The organism is Pseudomonas sp. M30-35 (genome assembly GCF_002163625.1).
Lineage (GTDB): Bacteria > Pseudomonadota > Gammaproteobacteria > Pseudomonadales > Pseudomonadaceae > Aquipseudomonas.
Map to the genome: position 1 here is coordinate 2,944,212 of NZ_CP020892.1, position 16,317 is coordinate 2,960,528.

Annotated in this window: 16 protein-coding genes and 2 tRNA genes; 4 read left to right on the forward strand and 14 right to left on the reverse strand. The window is 53.4% G+C overall.

Annotated features, from left to right (window positions below):
• Window positions 1-184: 184 nt before the first annotated feature.
• The 10 genes from B9K09_RS13525 to B9K09_RS13570 all read right to left on the reverse strand — a co-directional run bounded on the left by B9K09_RS13525 (window position 185) and on the right by B9K09_RS13570 (window position 8,355).
• Window positions 185-261: transfer RNA gene (locus B9K09_RS13525), tRNA-Pro, on the reverse strand.
• Between the two features lie 91 nt (window positions 262-352).
• A complete protein-coding gene (locus tag B9K09_RS13530; RefSeq protein ID WP_087517316.1) occupies window positions 353-709 on the reverse strand; it encodes a MerR family transcriptional regulator in 357 nt (118 codons plus the stop codon).
• Complete coding sequence (ihfA, locus tag B9K09_RS13535; RefSeq protein ID WP_087517317.1) at window positions 690-992, reverse strand: integration host factor subunit alpha; 303 nt, start codon at window positions 990-992, stop codon at window positions 690-692. The genes B9K09_RS13530 and ihfA overlap by 20 nt, the downstream gene beginning before the upstream one ends.
• A gap of 3 nt (window positions 993-995) precedes the next feature.
• Window positions 996-3,374: a phenylalanine--tRNA ligase subunit beta gene (gene pheT / locus B9K09_RS13540; protein ID WP_087517318.1), complete on the reverse strand. Its 2,379-nt coding sequence runs from the start codon at window positions 3,372-3,374 to the stop codon at window positions 996-998.
• Between the two features lie 44 nt (window positions 3,375-3,418).
• The gene (gene pheS, locus B9K09_RS13545) at window positions 3,419-4,435 is read right to left on the reverse strand and encodes a phenylalanine--tRNA ligase subunit alpha (protein ID WP_087517319.1); all 1,017 of its coding nucleotides are present in this window, start codon (window positions 4,433-4,435) and stop codon (window positions 3,419-3,421) included.
• A gap of 235 nt (window positions 4,436-4,670) precedes the next feature.
• Window positions 4,671-5,027 carry a 50S ribosomal protein L20 gene (rplT, locus tag B9K09_RS13550; protein ID WP_010489095.1) on the reverse strand — a complete coding sequence of 119 codons (357 nt, stop codon included), beginning with the start codon at window positions 5,025-5,027 and terminating at the stop codon, window positions 4,671-4,673.
• Between the two features lie 25 nt (window positions 5,028-5,052).
• A complete protein-coding gene (gene rpmI / locus B9K09_RS13555) occupies window positions 5,053-5,247 on the reverse strand; it encodes a 50S ribosomal protein L35 (protein WP_087517320.1) in 195 nt (64 codons plus the stop codon).
• A gap of 60 nt (window positions 5,248-5,307) precedes the next feature.
• Complete coding sequence (infC, locus tag B9K09_RS13560; protein WP_177408727.1) at window positions 5,308-5,859, reverse strand: translation initiation factor IF-3; 552 nt, start codon at window positions 5,857-5,859, stop codon at window positions 5,308-5,310.
• Entirely contained in the window at window positions 5,859-7,781 is a 1,923-nt protein-coding gene (gene thrS, locus B9K09_RS13565; protein ID WP_087517322.1) for a threonine--tRNA ligase, read from the reverse strand. The genes infC and thrS overlap by 1 nt, the downstream gene beginning before the upstream one ends.
• 497 nt (window positions 7,782-8,278) lie before the next feature.
• A tRNA-Val gene (locus tag B9K09_RS13570) sits at window positions 8,279-8,355 on the reverse strand.
• Window positions 8,356-8,539: 184 nt separating this feature from the next.
• Between B9K09_RS13570 and B9K09_RS13575 the strand changes: the two genes are divergently transcribed.
• A complete protein-coding gene (locus tag B9K09_RS13575; RefSeq protein WP_087517323.1) occupies window positions 8,540-9,823 on the forward strand; it encodes an FAD-binding oxidoreductase in 1,284 nt (427 codons plus the stop codon).
• A 65-nt stretch (window positions 9,824-9,888) separates the two neighbouring features.
• Here the strand turns inward: B9K09_RS13575 and B9K09_RS13580 are convergent, their stop codons facing one another.
• From B9K09_RS13580 to B9K09_RS13590, 3 genes are all read right to left on the reverse strand, one after another.
• Window positions 9,889-10,857 (reverse strand): PA2778 family cysteine peptidase, encoded by a 969-nt coding sequence (locus B9K09_RS13580; protein WP_256574021.1) that lies wholly within the window; start codon window positions 10,855-10,857, stop codon window positions 9,889-9,891.
• Window positions 10,842-11,243: a PA2779 family protein gene (locus B9K09_RS13585; protein WP_087517324.1), complete on the reverse strand. Its 402-nt coding sequence runs from the start codon at window positions 11,241-11,243 to the stop codon at window positions 10,842-10,844. Before B9K09_RS13585 ends, B9K09_RS13580 begins: the two co-directional genes overlap by 16 nt.
• Before the next feature lie 170 nt (window positions 11,244-11,413).
• Window positions 11,414-12,319: a LysR family transcriptional regulator gene (locus B9K09_RS13590; RefSeq protein ID WP_087517325.1), complete on the reverse strand. Its 906-nt coding sequence runs from the start codon at window positions 12,317-12,319 to the stop codon at window positions 11,414-11,416.
• A gap of 124 nt (window positions 12,320-12,443) precedes the next feature.
• Here B9K09_RS13590 and B9K09_RS13595 point away from each other — a divergent pair, with 124 nt between their 5' ends.
• From B9K09_RS13595 to B9K09_RS13605, 3 genes are all read left to right on the forward strand, one after another.
• A complete protein-coding gene (locus B9K09_RS13595) occupies window positions 12,444-13,697 on the forward strand; it encodes a D-amino acid dehydrogenase (protein ID WP_087517326.1) in 1,254 nt (417 codons plus the stop codon).
• A 30-nt stretch (window positions 13,698-13,727) separates the two neighbouring features.
• Complete coding sequence (locus B9K09_RS13600; RefSeq protein WP_087517327.1) at window positions 13,728-14,084, forward strand: RidA family protein; 357 nt, start codon at window positions 13,728-13,730, stop codon at window positions 14,082-14,084.
• Window positions 14,085-14,202: 118 nt separating this feature from the next.
• Window positions 14,203-15,171, forward strand: a complete 969-nt coding sequence (locus B9K09_RS13605) for a TAXI family TRAP transporter solute-binding subunit (RefSeq protein ID WP_157699359.1) — start codon at window positions 14,203-14,205, stop codon at window positions 15,169-15,171.
• A 159-nt stretch (window positions 15,172-15,330) separates the two neighbouring features.
• Here the strand turns inward: B9K09_RS13605 and B9K09_RS13610 are convergent, their stop codons facing one another.
• Window positions 15,331-16,128, reverse strand: coding sequence for an NAD(P)-binding domain-containing protein (locus tag B9K09_RS13610; RefSeq protein ID WP_087517328.1), 798 nt, complete (start codon window positions 16,126-16,128; stop codon window positions 15,331-15,333).
• Between the last annotated feature and the right edge of the window lie 189 nt (window positions 16,129-16,317).

Genomic DNA, 16,317 nt, shown 5'->3' on the forward strand with positions numbered 1-16,317 from the left:
CGTTGACCTGTCGATTGGACGCTGACGTTCCCTAGCATTGCCGGAAGCGATCAAACCCTATGATCAAGAGAGTCCGCACTAAAACGCCACAAGCATTTGGTGGGGTAAAAATGAGCAAGGAGAAAAACCACCACCCACAAAAAAATCCAATCACCGCTAAGTGATTGGATTTTCTAGAGTTATATGGTCGGGACGGAGTGATTCGAACACTCGACCCCTTGCACCCCATGCAAGTGCGCTACCAGGCTGCGCTACGCCCCGACTAGGCGTGGTTACGTTTTGGCGTAACCTCGAAAACGTCGAGAATCATACAATAAGGTCCTGAATTATGGAACCTTTTGCCTTTGATTCTCTAGTGACGAAGCACATGTAAAACGTCTTCCAGCTCGGTAATAGTCTGCTTGATAAGCTGCTTATACTGAGTGGTATCGTCTTTGGCTTCATCGCCGGACAAACGCTGTCGTGCGCCGCCAATGGTAAAGCCTTGGTCGTACAGGAGCGCACGGATCTGACGGATCATCAGCACGTCTTGGCGCTGATAATACCGGCGATTGCCACGTCTTTTTACCGGGTTGAGTTGTGGAAACTCCTGCTCCCAATACCGCAATACATGCGGTTTGACTGCACAGAGTTCGCTAACCTCGCCGATCGTGAAATACCGTTTGCCTGGTATGACAGGTAATTCGTCGTTATGACTTGGTTCCAACATAAGCCTCAACCCTGGCTTTAAGTTTCTGGCCGGGACGGAAAGTCACCACACGGCGAGCCGTGATAGGAATTTCCTCCCCTGTTTTTGGATTACGACCGGGACGCTGACGCTTATCGCGCAGGTCAAAGTTACCGAATCCTGAAAGCTTGACCTGTTCGTTGAGCTCCAGCGCTTGCCGAATCTCTTCGAAAAACAGTTCAACCAACTCCTTGGCTTCCCGTTTATTCAGGCCTAGCTCTTCATACAGACGTTCGGCCATTTCAGCTTTCGTCAGAGCCCCCATACGCTACTTCCTTAACGTGGCGTTGAACCTTTGTTCTAGGGAGGTGAGGATATTCTGTGTAGTAGTACTCACCTCATCGTCATTAAGAGTGCGCGATGGATGCTGCCAGGTCAAGCCAACTGCAAGACTTTTTCTATGAGGATCAATGCCTTTACCGTGATACACGTCAAATAGCTTGAGGTCTGTTAGCCATTCCCCTGCTGTTTCACGGATTAATGCCAGCAATGAAGCCGCTGGAACCTCACGATCAACCACCAGTGCAAAGTCGCGACGTACTTCTGGGAAGCGCGACAACTCGGCAAACGCAGGCATATGACCTTGAGCAACTTCGCTCAAGACCAGTTCAAACATGAACACGCTTTGATCGATATCCAGCTTTTTAGCCAACTCAGGGTGAATAGCACCCACATAGCCAACCAAGCGTCCATCGCGTTCAATACGTGCGGTTTGACCTGGATGCAGCGCAGGATGCTCACCTGATACAAAACTGAATGCATCCGCAGCACCGGCACTCGCCAGCAGCGCTTCTACATCAGCCTTGATGTCATAGAAATCAACATCATCACGACCATGCGCCCAACCTTCAGGCAAGCGGCGGCCGGTGATAACACCCGCCAACATTGCTTCTTGCTTAAGCCCTTCCAGCTGACCAACAAAGCGTAGCCCGCTTTCGAATAAACGCACGCGCGGCTGCTGACGATTCAGGTTGTGCTCAAGCGCCTTGATCAAGCCTGGCCACAAGGACGAACGCATCGCCGCCATGTCAGTCGAGATAGGGTTAGCCAACATCAATGGCTCTACGCCCGGCGTGAACAGCTCGAACATTTTTGGATCAATGAAGCTGTAGGTAATGGCTTCTTGATAACCACGGGCAACCAGCAAACGACGCAGCGCTGGCAGCTCAACAGCAGCTTCAGCCTTGGTTTGCGGAGCCAGACGCGCCTGCGGATAACGCACAGGCAAACGGTTGTAACCGTAGAGACGCGCCAGTTCTTCGATCAAATCAACTTCAAGGCTGATATCGAAGCGGTGACTTGGCACCGACACTTGCCACTGCCCTGCACCATCAGCGCTAACGCCAAGGCCCAAACCAGTAAGCAGGCCGACCACTTCAGCGTCATCCATCTTCAAGCCGAGCATCTGCTCGATACGCTCGGAGCGCAGAGTGACAGGCGCAACATTGGGTAGATCAGCGTCGCTGGCCACCTCAATAACTGGGCCAGGCTCGCCACCGACGATGTCGAGCAGCAACGCAGTCGCGCGCTCCATTGCCTCGCGCGCTAGTTGTGAGTCAACGCCGCGCTCAAAACGGTGCGATGAGTCAGTGTGCAGACCATAAGAGCGCGCTTTACCGGCAATCGCAATGGTGTCGAAGAATGCAGCCTCAAGGAACAGATCACGCGTGGTATCAGCAACACCGCTGTGCTCGCCGCCCATCACGCCAGCGATTGCCAAAGCACGCTGATGATCAGCAATTACCAGCGTGTCACTGCGCAGAGTCACTTCCTGGCCGTCTAGCAGAACAAGCTTTTCGCCCTCTTCCGCCATGCGCACACGAATGCCGCCATTGATCTGTTCAAGGTCGAACGCGTGCATCGGCTGACCGAGTTCGATCATCACATAATTGGTGACATCGACCACCGCATCAATGCTGCGGATATCCGAACGACGCAGACGCTCTACCATCCACAGCGGCGTAGGCTTGGACAGATCAACGTTGCGCACCACGCGCCCCAGATAACGTGGGCAGGCTTGCGGGGCCAAGACGTCAACCGGACGTACTTGATCGTGCACAGCGCCCACTGCAGGAACTTGTGGACGGGTTACCGGCACGGCATACAGCGCACCGACTTCACGCGCCAGACCAGCGAGCGACAGGCAGTCGCCACGGTTTGGGGTGAGGTCGACTTCAATGCTGGCATCGTTAAGGTTCAGGTATTCACGAACATCCTGCCCCACTGGCGCATCAGCCGGTAACTCAAGCAGACCGTCATTTTCTTCGCTGATCTGCAGTTCAGCAGCCGAGCACAGCATGCCGTTGGACTCAACGCCGCGCAGCTTGGCTTTTTTGATCTTGAAATCGCCCGGCAATACCGCACCGATCATGGCGAACGGGATCTTCAGGCCTGGACGCACATTCGGTGCACCGCAGACGATCTGAAATGTCTCAGCGCCATTGCTTACCTGGCACACGCGCAGCTTGTCTGCATCCGGATGCTGCTCGGTGCTCAATACTTCACCGACAACGATACCGCTGAACTCGCCTGCTGCGGCGCTGACACTGTCGACTTCCAAGCCGGCCATCGACAGGCGAGCGACTAAATCTTCACGGCTGACCTGAGGGTTAACCCAGCTGCGCAGCCACTGTTCACTGAATTTCATCCTGCCTTCCTCATCAATTCGATTAACTACTTACAGCGGAACAACTAGCGAAATTGCGCTAGGAATCGCAGGTCGTTATCGAAGAACAGGCGCAAGTCATTAACGCCGTAACGCAGCATAGCCAGACGCTCAACACCCATGCCGAAAGCAAAGCCGGAGTATTTTTCCGGGTCGATGCCGCTCATGCGCAGAACATTCGGATGAACCATGCCGCAGCCCATCACCTCAAGCCAACCCGTTTGCTTGCACACCCGGCAACCTTTGCCGCTGCACATCACACACTGCATGTCGACTTCAGCCGATGGCTCGGTGAAGGGGAAGAATGATGGACGGAAACGCACGCCCAGCGGCTTCTCGAAGAACACGCGGAGGAACTCTTCAATAGTGCCTTTCAGGTCGGCAAAGCTAATGCCCTCATCGACCAATAACCCTTCAACCTGATGGAACATCGGTGAATGGGTGATATCCGAGTCACAGCGATACACACGACCCGGGCAAACGATGCGGATCGGCGGCTGTTGCGACTCCATGGTGCGTACCTGTACCGGTGAGGTATGGGTGCGCAACAACATATTCGCGTTGAAATAAAAGGTGTCGTGCATTGCCCGAGCCGGGTGGTGGCCGGGAATGTTGAGCGCCTCAAAGTTGTGATAGTCGTTCTCGACCTCGGGGCCTTCAGCAATGCCGTAGCCTATCCGAGTAAAGAACTGCTCTACACGCTCCAAGGTGCGCGTAACTGGGTGTAAACCGCCCGATGTCTGGCCACGGCCAGGCAAGGTTACGTCAATACGTTCCGCTGCGAGCTTGGCACTCAGCGCGGCGTTTTCCAGAACATCCTTGCGACTGCTCAGGGCTTCCTGAACACGCTCTTTGGCCGCATTGATTAGAGCACCGGCTTGCGGGCGCTCTTCTGCAGACAAACTGCCCAGGGTCTTCATCACCTGAGTCAACTCGCCCTTTTTGCCCAAATAGTGAACCCGCAGTTGTTCCAGGGCGTTCACATCATCGGTGTTGCGCACGGCCTCAAGCGCTTGCGAGACCAGCACATCCAGATTTTCCATTTACAGACTCCAGATACGAAATAGGGGAAGAGCTAAAGCTCTTCCCCTATCGGTGACGTTTCGAACGAGTTCAAGGGCTACTGCGCTTGATCATACTGCGTTGGAATCCCGCTCGGGCTGCTCATTTACAATTCGTAAACTCCGCGCCCTCATGCTCTTCCGCCTTGCCTGATCTTCGCTCGTGACGACCTTGACCCCGCTCTTGCACCGGGCGAGCCCGGTGATTGTCGGGGACTTAAGCCAGTTCGGCTTTCGCTTTCTCGACAATCGCAGCAAACGCCGCTTTTTCGTTCACTGCCAGATCAGCCAATACCTTACGGTCGATCTCGATGGACGCTTTTTTCAGGCCAGCAATGAAACGGCTGTAAGACAGACCGTTTACACGTGCGCCAGCGTTGATACGAGCGATCCAAAGGGCACGGAACTGACGCTTCCGCTGACGGCGGTCGCGGTAGGCGTATTGGCCTGCCTTGATCACAGCCTGCTTGGCAACACGGAATACGCGTGAGCGTGCGCCGTAGTAGCCTTTAGCCAGTTTCAGAATTTTTTTGTGACGCTTACGAGCAATTACGCCGCGCTTAACACGAGCCATGAGTTATTTCCTCTACCTAACCGAATTAACGAACGCGCAGCATGCGCGCCACTTTTGCCACGTCAGACGGATGCACCATGGTGCTACCGCGCAGATGACGCTTACGCTTAGTGGACATTTTGGTCAGGATGTGGCTCTTGAAAGCGTGCTTGTGCTTGAAGCCTGAAGCTGTCTTCAGAAAGCGCTTCGCTGCACCACTCTTGGTTTTCATTTTTGGCATGTTCGGATACTCCGCATTCAGTTAATAAATATAATCGCAAGGCCTGCCGTGCCCTGTTGATTACTTCTTCTTTTTGGGGGCGATGACCATAATAAGCTGGCGTCCTTCCATCTTCGGGTGCTGTTCAACGGTGCCGTATTCAAGCAAGTCACCTTCAACTCGCTTCAACAACTCCATGCCCAACTCCTGATGCGCCATCTCACGACCACGGAATCGTAATGAAACCTTGGCCCTGTCCCCCTCACTAAGGAAACGTACCAGGTTGCGTAGTTTTACCTGGTAATCCCCTTCCTCCGTCCCTGGACGAAACTTGATTTCTTTGATCTGTACTTGTTTCTGGTTCTTCTTCGCCGCTGCTACCTGCTTCTTCTTTTCGAACAGGTGCTTGCCGTAGTCCATGATGCGACATACGGGGGGCAAAGCGTCAGCAGAAATCTCAACTAGATCCAGCTTAGCTTCTTCAGCTATGCGTAGCGCTTCATCAATAGAGACGATGCCAATCTGCTCGCCTTCAGCGCCTATTAACCGAACCTCGCGTGCCGAGATATTCTCATTGATCGGCGCTTTGGGTGCAGCTCGTTTATCTTGTCTCATTTCACGCTTAATAGTGATTACTCCAAATCTTGGCGACCACGCCGGGAAACCGCCTGCGTAACGAAATCAGCGAATTGGGATACGGACATTGAGCCCAGATCAGTGCCTTCACGGGTACGCACGGCGACAGTTTGCGTTTCAACTTCTCTATCTCCAATAACCAAGAGATAGGGAACCTTGAGCAAAGTATGCTCGCGGATTTTAAAGCCTATTTTTTCATTTCTCAAGTCAGACTTGGCACGAAAGCCGCTTTGGTTGAGAGTTTTTTCTACTTCAAGGGCAAAATCGGCCTGTTTATCAGTGATATTCATCACCACAGCCTGAACTGGCGCAAGCCACGCTGGAAACGCCCCTGCATATTGTTCGATCAACATTCCGACGAAACGCTCAAACGAACCCAGAATTGCACGGTGCAACATCACTGGACGACGACGGCTGTTGTCTTCAGCGATATAGCTCGCATCCAGACGCTCAGGCAAGTTTGGATCGTACTGCAAAGTACCGCACTGCCAGTTACGACCCAGACAATCTTTAAGAGTGAACTCGATCTTCGGACCGTAGAAAGCACCCTCGCCCGGCTGATATTCCCACTCAAGACCCGACTCATTCAGAGCATCGGCCAGCGCACCTTCTGCGCGGTCCCATAACTCTTCCGCACCCACACGCTTAGCAGGACGCGTAGACAACTTCATGGCGATATCAGTGAAACCGAAGTCTGCATAAACCTGCAGCGTCAGCTTGATGAAATCAGCCGCTTCCTGCTTAACCTGCTCTTCGGTGCAGAAAATGTGTGCATCGTCCTGGGTAAAACCACGCACACGCATGATGCCATGCAACGCGCCCGACGGCTCATTACGGTGGCATGCACCAAACTCAGCCAGACGCAGCGGCAGATCACGGTAAGACTTCAACCCCTGATTGAACACCTGTACGTGGCACGGGCAGTTCATCGGCTTGATCGCGTAATCGCGGCTTTCCGATTCAGTGGTAAACATGTTTTCAGCGTAGTTGGTCCAGTGCCCGGACTTCTCCCACAGAATACGATCAACCACTTGCGGCGTCTTGATTTCCTGGTAGCCGTGCTCACGCTGCACCTGACGCATGTATTGCTCGATCACCTGATACAGGGTCCAGCCATTGGCATGCCAAAACACCATACCTGGCGCTTCTTCTTGCAGGTGGAACAGATCAAGCTGCTTACCGATACGACGGTGATCACGCTTTTCAGCTTCTTCAATGCGCTGGATATAAGCGGCCAACTGCTTTTTATCCGCCCAAGCGGTGCCGTATACGCGCTGTAGCTGCTCGTTTTTAGCATCGCCGCGCCAGTATGCGCCCGACAACTTGGTCAGCTTGAAGGCTTTAAGAAAGCGCGTGTTCGGCACGTGCGGGCCACGGCACATATCGACATATTCTTCGTGGAAGTACAGCCCCATCGATTGCTCGTCAGGCATATCCTCGACCAAACGCAGCTTGTAATCTTCGCCACGCGACTTAAACAGGTCGATGACTTCAGCGCGCGGCGTGACCTTCTTGATTACGTCGTAATCTTTTTCAATCAACTGCTGCATGCGCTTTTCGATCGCAGCTACGTCTTCCAAAGTAAAAGGACGTGGCGAGGCAATGTCGTAGTAAAAACCATCATCAATGACCGGACCGATCACCATCTTGGCTTCCGGGAACAACTGCTTGACCGCATGACCAACCAAGTGCGCGCAAGAGTGGCGGATTATCTCAACGCCCTCCTGGTCTTTTGGTGTGATGATCTGCAGCGTTGCATCGTGATCAATCAAATCACAGGCATCAACCAGCTTACCGTCAACCTTGCCAGCAACAGTGGCTTTAGCCAGACCTGCACCGATAGATTGCGCCACCTCAAGTACGGATACCGGGTGATCGAATGGACGTTGACTGCCGTCGGGAAGAGTAATGATGGGCATGGCGCCTCCTCTCCTAGTGGTGACCTCTACCAAAGGCCACATGGGTTGGGATGAGCCAGTAAGCGATTCGGCGGAATCACTGCCTTACTATGGCAGTAGCATTAAGCCGACCAGACCGAACCGCAGTCACTGGAGGTTTACGTTACGAAAAACTTGAACATGCAACACAAAAAACGGCCGCCTAGGCGACCATTTTTAGCAATTCTTTTATATAGATACTTGGCTTAAACGCCTGCAGAACACCTGCGAAGCCATCACCGAATGCACCTAACCGATTGAAATAGCTAGAAAAAACTAATCACTGATTTCAATCAAGGCAGCACTATAGCACATAAAAATCGACAACTTAGCGTCGTTTTCAGATTCATCAACACGTCTATCTGGCGGCTGCCGGGCAAAGGCACCTCTTACCCACACTCAACAGGTTTCTGTCAGGCAATAAAAAAGGCGATCTTTTCAGATCGCCTTTTTCGCTCCCGTGCAGATCGGGATATGTTTGGTAGGCACAATTGGATTCGAACCAACGACCCCCACCATGTCAAGGTGGTGCTCTAACCAACTGAGCTATGTGCCTGCAATGGGTGCGCATTCTACGTCCGAGCAGAAAAGTGTCAATACTTTTTTCGCTAACCGACTGAATAAAAGCATTTTTTAGCACATTGACGACGGCTCAAGATTTCTCAAAGAGCACTAGCCGGGCATTTTTAACTCGGGTAGCATCTGGCTATTCGTAAAAAATAAACAACAGAGGTTGCAAAATGGCGCACACGGAATATCCACAATCCTATTACGCGGCTTCCGCGAACCCCGTCCCTGCCCGCCCGGAACTTAATGGTGACGTCGAAACCGACGTGTGCATTGTCGGCGCAGGCTATACAGGCCTATCAACTGCAATCTCGCTGCTCGAAAATGGCTTTAAAGTTTGCATTGTTGAAGCCGCAAAAGTCGGTTTCGGCGCCTCTGGCCGTAACGGCGGCCAGATCGTAAACAGCTACAGCCGCGACATCGACGTGATTGAGCGCACCGTCGGCCCAAAGCAAGCGCAATTGCTTGGCCAGATGGCTTTCGAGGGCGGTCGCATCATTCGTGAGCGCGTCGCTAAGTACAACATTCAGTGCGACCTCAAAGATGGTGGCGTTTTCGCAGCCAACACCCGCAAACACATGGCTCACCTTGAGTCGCAAAAAAAGCTCTGGGAACGCTACGGCCACACTCAGCTTGAGCTGATGGATGCCAATCGTATCCGTGAGGTGGTGGCGACTGACAATTATGTTGGCGGCATGCTCGACATGAGCGGCGGCCACATTCACCCCCTTAACCTAGCACTGGGTGAAGCGGCGGCTGTTGAGTCACTGGGCGGTGTGATTTACGAACAGTCGCCAGCGACACGCATTGAGCGCGGTGCGAACCCTGTTGTGCATACGCCAAAAGGCCGGGTCAAGGCTAAGTTCGTAGTCGTCGCGGGTAATGCATACATAGGCGATTTGATGCCTGAACTCAGCGCTAAATCAATGCCATGTGGCACCCAGGTGATCACCACCGAGCCGTTGTCTGATGAAATGGCCAAGAGCATTTTGCCGCAAGACTACTGCGTGGAAGACTGCAATTACTTGCTCGACTACTACCGCCTGACTGGCGACAAGCGCTTGGTATTCGGTGGTGGTGTGGTCTACGGCGCGCGCGACCCGGCCAACATCGAGGCCATCATTCGTCCGAACATGATCAAAACCTTCCCGCAGCTTAAAGACGTGAAGATTGACTACGCATGGACCGGTAACTTCCTGCTGACCCTATCGCGCCTACCGCAAGTTGGCCGTATCGGCGACAACATTTACTACTCACAAGGCTGCAGCGGACACGGCGTGACCTACACCCACCTCGCCGGCCGAGTACTCGGCGAAGCGCTACGCGGCCAGGCGGAACGCTTTGACGCATTTGCTGGCCTGCCGCATTACCCATTCCCAGGCGGGCGCTTGTTGCGTGTACCTTTCACGGCGATGGGCGCGTGGTATTACAGCCTGCGTGACAAGTTCGGCTTCTAAACCTGGTTTTATAAGCCCAATGAAAACGGCGCCATTTGGCGCCGTTTTTTTATATCCTCAAAGCGTTACTGCACGACCGAACAGGCCTGCAATACAGAACACTGCCCGGCAGCTTGCGTGCCGACTTTCAATGGCGAACTAAACCGCTCATCTTTAGGCGCCAACTGTTTTGCGCACGCCTGCGCCTGCACAGCCTGTTGCCCACAGCCACGCTCCGCCAATACCTGCGATAAGTTGAACCAACCGGCAGCAAAGTCAGGTTTGTGTTGCACACTTTTTCGCAGATCGGCCTCGGCACCCACAGCATCCCCGCTGGCGTGGCGACTGTTGGCCATGGCAAACCACGCTAACGACTCATTCGGCCAATGCCGAGTTGCCGTGCGATAAGCACTTTGTGCAGCCTGCTTACGACCGGTTTCCTCTAGATCATTTGCCGCCTTGAGCCAGGTTTGCAGCTCAGCGTTAGCTGGCAATTTATTTGGCGGCATAGTAACCACCGCCCAGCGCTGAGCACGCGCCCAGCTTTCATCGAAACCGGCAAAGTCAGTGACCCAGCGACGTGTCGTGCCAGAGCGTAAGATCAGTGTTTTAGCGCGGGTGTCAAAGCCCACAACCACAGCGAAATGCCACTGTGGATACCAGTCAAATGCCTGATTCTGCAGCACCAGTACTGGGTTACCGGCAGCAACTTCGTTGAGTATCGACTCAAGCTTAGGTTGCAGTGGATACACCAGCATGTTGTGCGTTCGTGCAGCCGCCACCATTTCTATCTGCAAGCTGCCTTCACGACCTGGAATATAAACCTGATCTTTGAGCACACCGGGGCTAGTAGCGATGCCACGCTGAGTCAGCATGGTCGACAACGCAGCTGGGCCGCACTGGTACTTGGTCTGCGGAAAAAATGGCACATCACTAAGTTCCACTCGCTCAGGCAACTGCGCAATCTCTGGTGATAACACCGGAGATTGCGCACAAGCTGAAAGTAGAATAGTGAGTACGATTGGTACGAATAGCTTGGTTATCGATTTATACATTTCACAAAACTGAAGATGTCGGTAGCGCAGAGCATATCGGTAACGATGAAGATTACAAAGAACAACACAATGATACCGATGACGCCGCTGCCCGCCGGCGCTTGATCCAGTTGTTGGTTGAACTGGGCAAGCTCAGCATTGGTCAGGCTATTGATACGTTTTTCAACAGTGTCGCGATCAACCCCGAGGTTATGCAGTTTTTCTTGCACACCTTGCTCATCGAGCATGCCCAGCAGCTGTTGCCGGTCGACTTGCTGTTGATGTTCGGCCAGCACCTCGGAGGTGCCAATCATTGATGCATTTGCCATCGGCACTTGAACAATCATCAGCACATGGAAAACAGCAAGGCTTGCTGCAAGTCGGCGAAACACGGATGTTTTGGTCATGATGCTTATCTCTCGATTTATTTCCCTTTATGACTTTCTCAAACGCCAAGGGTTCATCGTCTCGAAGCCTCGATGCGAACTTTTTACCTGCACAGAGACAGGTTTTGCCAAGCGCACACGAGCTAACTGCAAAAGTTAAAACAGCGCTCTGGCCACGTTAAATATTCTAGTTAGATTTTCTCATTCATTAGACGGTCCGCGACTTCACCGACCTGCTTGATCAGCAATTGCTGAATCCGCGGATAGTCTTCTCCCACGCGTCGCAAGAGGTACAAGCCAACCACCAGGTTTGGCTCCAGCACACGAATCTGAGCGCCGCCCATGGCTGCAACTCTTGCGGTCAGCGGATCAACCAAAGCCATCCCCTGCCCGGCCATGACCAAGGCGCCAGCCAGTTGATAGGTTTGCACCCAGGTATTAATTTTCGGAGCGGGTTGCAGTGCCCGCAAATGCTCACCGATCAAACCGCCCAAAGCATCGCGAGTGTCCAAACCAATCAGCGGAGCCCCAGCAAGGTCCTGCAAGTAAACCGGCTCATCGCACTGTTTTTTACTCCAGCAACCGGCCGACGCGATTAACTGCATGCAACCCTGTGCGAGTAACTCGCACTGCAACCCTGGGTGCTCAACCAGTTGCAAGGTCAAGCCAATATCCGCCTCACGCAATAACAAACGCTGAATCATCTCGGCGGAATGCTGGGTCGCCAACTCACAACTGACGCCCGGGTGTTTCTTGCGCCACTGACTGAGCGCCATTGGCAAAAGCTGCTGCGCCAAAGCCGGAGTTGACACTAACCGCAGCGTATTCTCGGCCCCTTGTTTGAGATTGCTTGCCAGGCGCCGCAGGCTTTGCAAGTCAGCCGATAGGCTTTCGGTTTTGTTGCGCAAGATCCTCGCTTCAACGGTTGGCTCCAACTTGCCACGCACGCGATTGAATAACCGAAACCCCAACTGCAACTCTGCATGCTTCAATGCTTTGCTGGCTGCCGGCTGAGAGATATTCAACAAATCTGCCGCAGCAGTGACGCTACCGGTTTGCAGAATCGCCTGAAATACTTCGATATGACGCAAGTGCATGCTTTCTTCCTCCAATTACAGTCCAATAGCATAGCTTTTGGTTATGGCCTACCTGCAATCTTTCATTGGTTTCAAGCTGATGCATTTACATACCCTGAAAACCAATCTGGTATGAGGTGTGTACATGCGAGTCGCGGTGATCGGAGGAGGCGTCATTGGCTTAACGACGGCCTATGCCCTAATACGCCAAGGTCATGAAGTCGATCTCATTGAACGACGTGACGAGGTCGGGCTGGAAACCAGCTTTGCCAACGGCGGCCAGCTTAGTTACCGCTATGTTTCTCCTCTAGCCGATGCAGGCGTGCCCCTGGAAGCACTTGGCTGGATGTTACGCAGCGACGCACCTCTGCGCTTCAGACCTCAATTTAACCGGCATCAATGGAGTTGGTGCCTGCAGTTTCTGGCAGCGTGCAGAAGCTCGGTCAATCAACGCAACACAGCCCACTTGCTGCGTTTAGCCCTGCACAGCCAAAAAGTACTGCGTACCTGGCGTGAGCAAGACAGGCTCGACAACTTTGCCTGGCGCTCAAACGGCAAGCTGGTGGTTTACCGCGAAGCCGACAGCTGGGCAAAAGCGAGCAAGGCTCCTGCAGACGATAATCGCCAACTACTCAGCGCTGAGCAGTGTCTGGAGACCGAGCCCGCACTTGCAGGTATCGCAAGTGAATTGCATGGCGGTGTTTATGCACCAGGAGATGAAGTCGGCGACTGCTATCGGTTCTGCCAACAATTGCTTAAACGGCTTCAAGCCAATAGCGCATTCAAGCTGCACGCCAACTACGACGTTAAAGGCTTGCGCATCAGCAATGGCAGGGTCAAGGCACTGCAACTGAATTGCGGCGATGACCACCTGGTGGATCACCTTGTTGTCGCAGCAGGCGTGCACAGTCTGGCGCTGCTCAAGCCTCTGGGTATTGATGTGCCGCTCTATCCTCTCAAAGGCTACAGCCTCAGCCTGCAACTCGAAGCGGGTAAACGCGAGACACAAAAATCAGTGCCCGAAACCAATGTCACCGACTACGACAACAAAGTCGTGTACGCCCGCCTGGACGATCAGCTTCGGGTGGCCGCCATGGTTGACGTCGGCGGCTGGGATAGCAATTTGGATGCTCGTCGAATCAAGCAGTTACGCGATCTAGCCACACTTAGCTTTCCTGACGCGGGTAACTTTGCGGACGCAACAGCATGGGCAGGTTTACGCCCGGCCACTCCCCAAGGCACGCCATGGCTGGGTGCAAGTGGCATTAACAATCTCTGGCTAAACCTCGGCCACGGTAGCCTAGGCTTCACACTTGCCTGCGGCAGTGCCGATGTATTGGCGAACCTGATTGACACCGCGCCATCCCCCATCTGCCTGGACGGACTCACACGCACATAAGCCCGTCATCATCACTTAATAGGGAGTTTTATGAATATCCAACGCATGCAAACCAATGATCGTTTATCAGGCGCCGTCAGCTTCGGTGAACTGGTGTTTTTATCAGGCCAAGTCCCTACAAACCGCTCGCTTGATGTAGCTGGTCAAACCATTGAAGTTTTGGCAAAGATTGACAGCTTGCTGGCTGAAGCAGGTTCTGATCGCAACCGATTGCTGAGCGCACAAATATGGCTTAAAAACATCGAGCAAGATTTTGCGGCAATGAACCAGGAGTGGATCAACTGGCTACCACAAGACTGCGCGCCAGCCCGGGCGACAGTTGAAGCGCGCTTGGCGTCGGGAGATGTACTGGTTGAGATCATGGTCATTGCCGCACGCGCCAGCTAAGCCTCTCCACTTTACAAGCCTGGGTTCGTGCTCGTTAGCGGGCTCAGGAGCATCTAGATAGTTAAGACCGAGCATAAAAGAGACGCTGTTCAAACAATTAAAACTAGAGGACATACCGATGAAAAATAACAAAACCCGGTTTCTTATCAGCGCACTAGCCGGGCTATGTCTGGCCGCTCCAACCTTCGCGGCAGAACGCTATGTGACCATTGGCACTGGCGGTCAAACGGGTGTGTATTACACCGGCGGCCAATCAATTTGCCGGTTTCTCAATCGTGCAGAAGTTAATCCGCCGATCAAATGTAACGCCACCTCAACGGCGGGTAGCGTGAGCAACATTGTCGCGCTCAATGGCGGTGAATATGACTTCGGCTTTATCCAGTCAGACCACCAATACAAGGCACAAAAAGGCCTCGCACCTTTCGATAAGCTAGGCCCACAAACCAAGCTACGTGCACTCTTCTCGTTGCAGAGCGAAATTTTGACCGTCGTCGCCCGCAAAGACAGTCAGATCAACTCAATCGAAGACCTCAAAGGCAAGCGTGTAAATATCGGCGTGCCAGGCTCCGGTAGCCGAGATACAGTTGATGAAGTCATGGCGGCTGAAGGCTGGACAAACGACAGTTTCTCGCTAGCGGCTGAACTTAAGCCTGCGGAAATGGCAGCAGCACTCGGCGACAACAACCTTGACGCCATCACCTATGTGGTCGGCCATCCAAGCGGAGCAATCCAAGAAGCCCTGGTCAATGTCGATGCCAAGCTTATTCCTGTGACGGGGCCAGCGATCGACAAAATGTTGAGTCAAACGCCTTATTTCACCAAGGAAAGTATCCCTGCCGGTATTTACCCTGGCGTCGACAAACCCGTCCCTTCAATAGGCGGCAAAGCGGTGCTGGCCAGCATGTCCACCACTGATCCTGAGTTGGTCTATCAACTCGTCAAATCTGTGTTTGACAACCTTGATCGTTTCAAACGCCTACACCCGGCGTTTAAAGACTTGAAGGCACAAGACATGATCAAAGTTGGCCTTACAGCGCCTCTGCATGAAGGCGCAGTACGCTACTACAAAGAACAAGGCTGGATGTAGATTCCGAACCTGGCTGCAAACACGGGTCTAGCCCAAGCGGCTGTGTTTGAATTCATCGAGGTCTTTTCCCTAAAAGACCTCGTCATCACCGCAGCCTGGATTAAAAGCTGTCAGTCGCGGGCGGGTGAATAAGCAAAAATTTCCCGCCCCACTGACGCTTTAATCTGTGCCCGCCTTAGGTTTGCTACCCGCGGAATCTGTCGTAAGCCATTGCAGCGTAGCGTCGCACGCGGTGGACCAAGGCCGACTCACCTCATGCTTTCGAAGCAACTCGACACCCCTGTCGGTGAAAGTACCCGGCGAAGCGATAGCCCGGCCCATGGCAGCCAAGCCTGCATCCGGCTGGTGTTTAGCGCTGGCAAGGCAGTCCTGCATATTGCTCAGCACCAGCTGTTTTGCTTGGGCTTCTGGCATTCCTTGATCGACGAACCATTGCTGAAGATCTTGTAGCCAGAAATAAAACCAGCCATTCATGCACGCTGCAACAGTCGCCAGTTCAAAAGCACCCTCGTCGTCCAGCAAAATCGAGGCTCCCAGTGGCGCCATACATTGCTCAACAAGATCGTTGTGCGGGTAGATCACAACCGTGGTGCTGTTGATCTCGGCAGCATAGGAAAGCATTACTCGAACTACTTGCGCGTCGGGAAAGTGTTGCGCCAATGAAGCTAACGTCATACCTGCGACCACTGATATCAAGGTCTTACCAGGCGCCACCGTCACTTCTTCGGCAAGCTGCCCAACTACGTCGGGGCGAACGCCGAGGATAACAATATCCGAGTGATCAATTACCGATTGGTTGTCTGGCATCACCTGGCAATCAGACTCGTCAGACAATGCCTGCGCACGCTGCTGGTTACGCGGAGACAGTCTTATAGCGCCGCTGTAACCGCTCCGACGCAAGCCGCGAACGACCTTCTCAGTGAGCGCCCCTACTCCCAAAACCCCGATGCTTTGCATGTACCCCCCCAACACTGTGGTTTGTTCAAATTTCAGTGTCACACATTTGCGCAAGGGCTTGGGACTGATGCGCCGAGTGCACTTCAGTTCGGCATCATTCTTCGTGCCCCACTGGGCCCATTCTGAAGCGCAATGGCAAGTTTCTCCGCTAGCTCGATGACGCCCCAGTACTACACCTGAGGCTACACC

Excerpts from the sequence above, each read along its gene's own strand:
- B9K09_RS13530 (WP_087517316.1), bottom strand. The coding sequence starts at position 709 with ATGTTGGAACCAAGTCATAACGACGAATTACCTGTCATACCAGGCAAA.
- ihfA (WP_087517317.1), bottom strand. The coding sequence starts at position 992 with ATGGGGGCTCTGACGAAAGCTGAAATGGCCGAACGTCTGTATGAAGAG.
- pheT (WP_087517318.1), bottom strand. The coding sequence starts at position 3,374 with ATGAAATTCAGTGAACAGTGGCTGCGCAGCTGGGTTAACCCTCAGGTC.
- pheS (WP_087517319.1), bottom strand. The coding sequence starts at position 4,435 with ATGGAAAATCTGGATGTGCTGGTCTCGCAAGCGCTTGAGGCCGTGCGC.
- rplT (WP_010489095.1), bottom strand. The coding sequence starts at position 5,027 with ATGGCTCGTGTTAAGCGCGGCGTAATTGCTCGTAAGCGTCACAAAAAA.
- rpmI (WP_087517320.1), bottom strand. The coding sequence starts at position 5,247 with ATGCCAAAAATGAAAACCAAGAGTGGTGCAGCGAAGCGCTTTCTGAAG.
- thrS (WP_087517322.1), bottom strand. The coding sequence starts at position 7,781 with ATGCCCATCATTACTCTTCCCGACGGCAGTCAACGTCCATTCGATCAC.
- B9K09_RS13575 (WP_087517323.1), top strand. The coding sequence starts at position 8,540 with ATGGCGCACACGGAATATCCACAATCCTATTACGCGGCTTCCGCGAAC.
- B9K09_RS13580 (WP_256574021.1), bottom strand. The coding sequence starts at position 10,857 with ATGTATAAATCGATAACCAAGCTATTCGTACCAATCGTACTCACTATT.
- B9K09_RS13585 (WP_087517324.1), bottom strand. The coding sequence starts at position 11,243 with ATGACCAAAACATCCGTGTTTCGCCGACTTGCAGCAAGCCTTGCTGTT.
- B9K09_RS13590 (WP_087517325.1), bottom strand. The coding sequence starts at position 12,319 with ATGCACTTGCGTCATATCGAAGTATTTCAGGCGATTCTGCAAACCGGT.
- B9K09_RS13595 (WP_087517326.1), top strand. The coding sequence starts at position 12,444 with ATGCGAGTCGCGGTGATCGGAGGAGGCGTCATTGGCTTAACGACGGCC.
- B9K09_RS13600 (WP_087517327.1), top strand. The coding sequence starts at position 13,728 with ATGAATATCCAACGCATGCAAACCAATGATCGTTTATCAGGCGCCGTC.
- B9K09_RS13605 (WP_157699359.1), top strand. The coding sequence starts at position 14,203 with ATGAAAAATAACAAAACCCGGTTTCTTATCAGCGCACTAGCCGGGCTA.
- B9K09_RS13610 (WP_087517328.1), bottom strand. The coding sequence starts at position 16,128 with ATGCAAAGCATCGGGGTTTTGGGAGTAGGGGCGCTCACTGAGAAGGTC.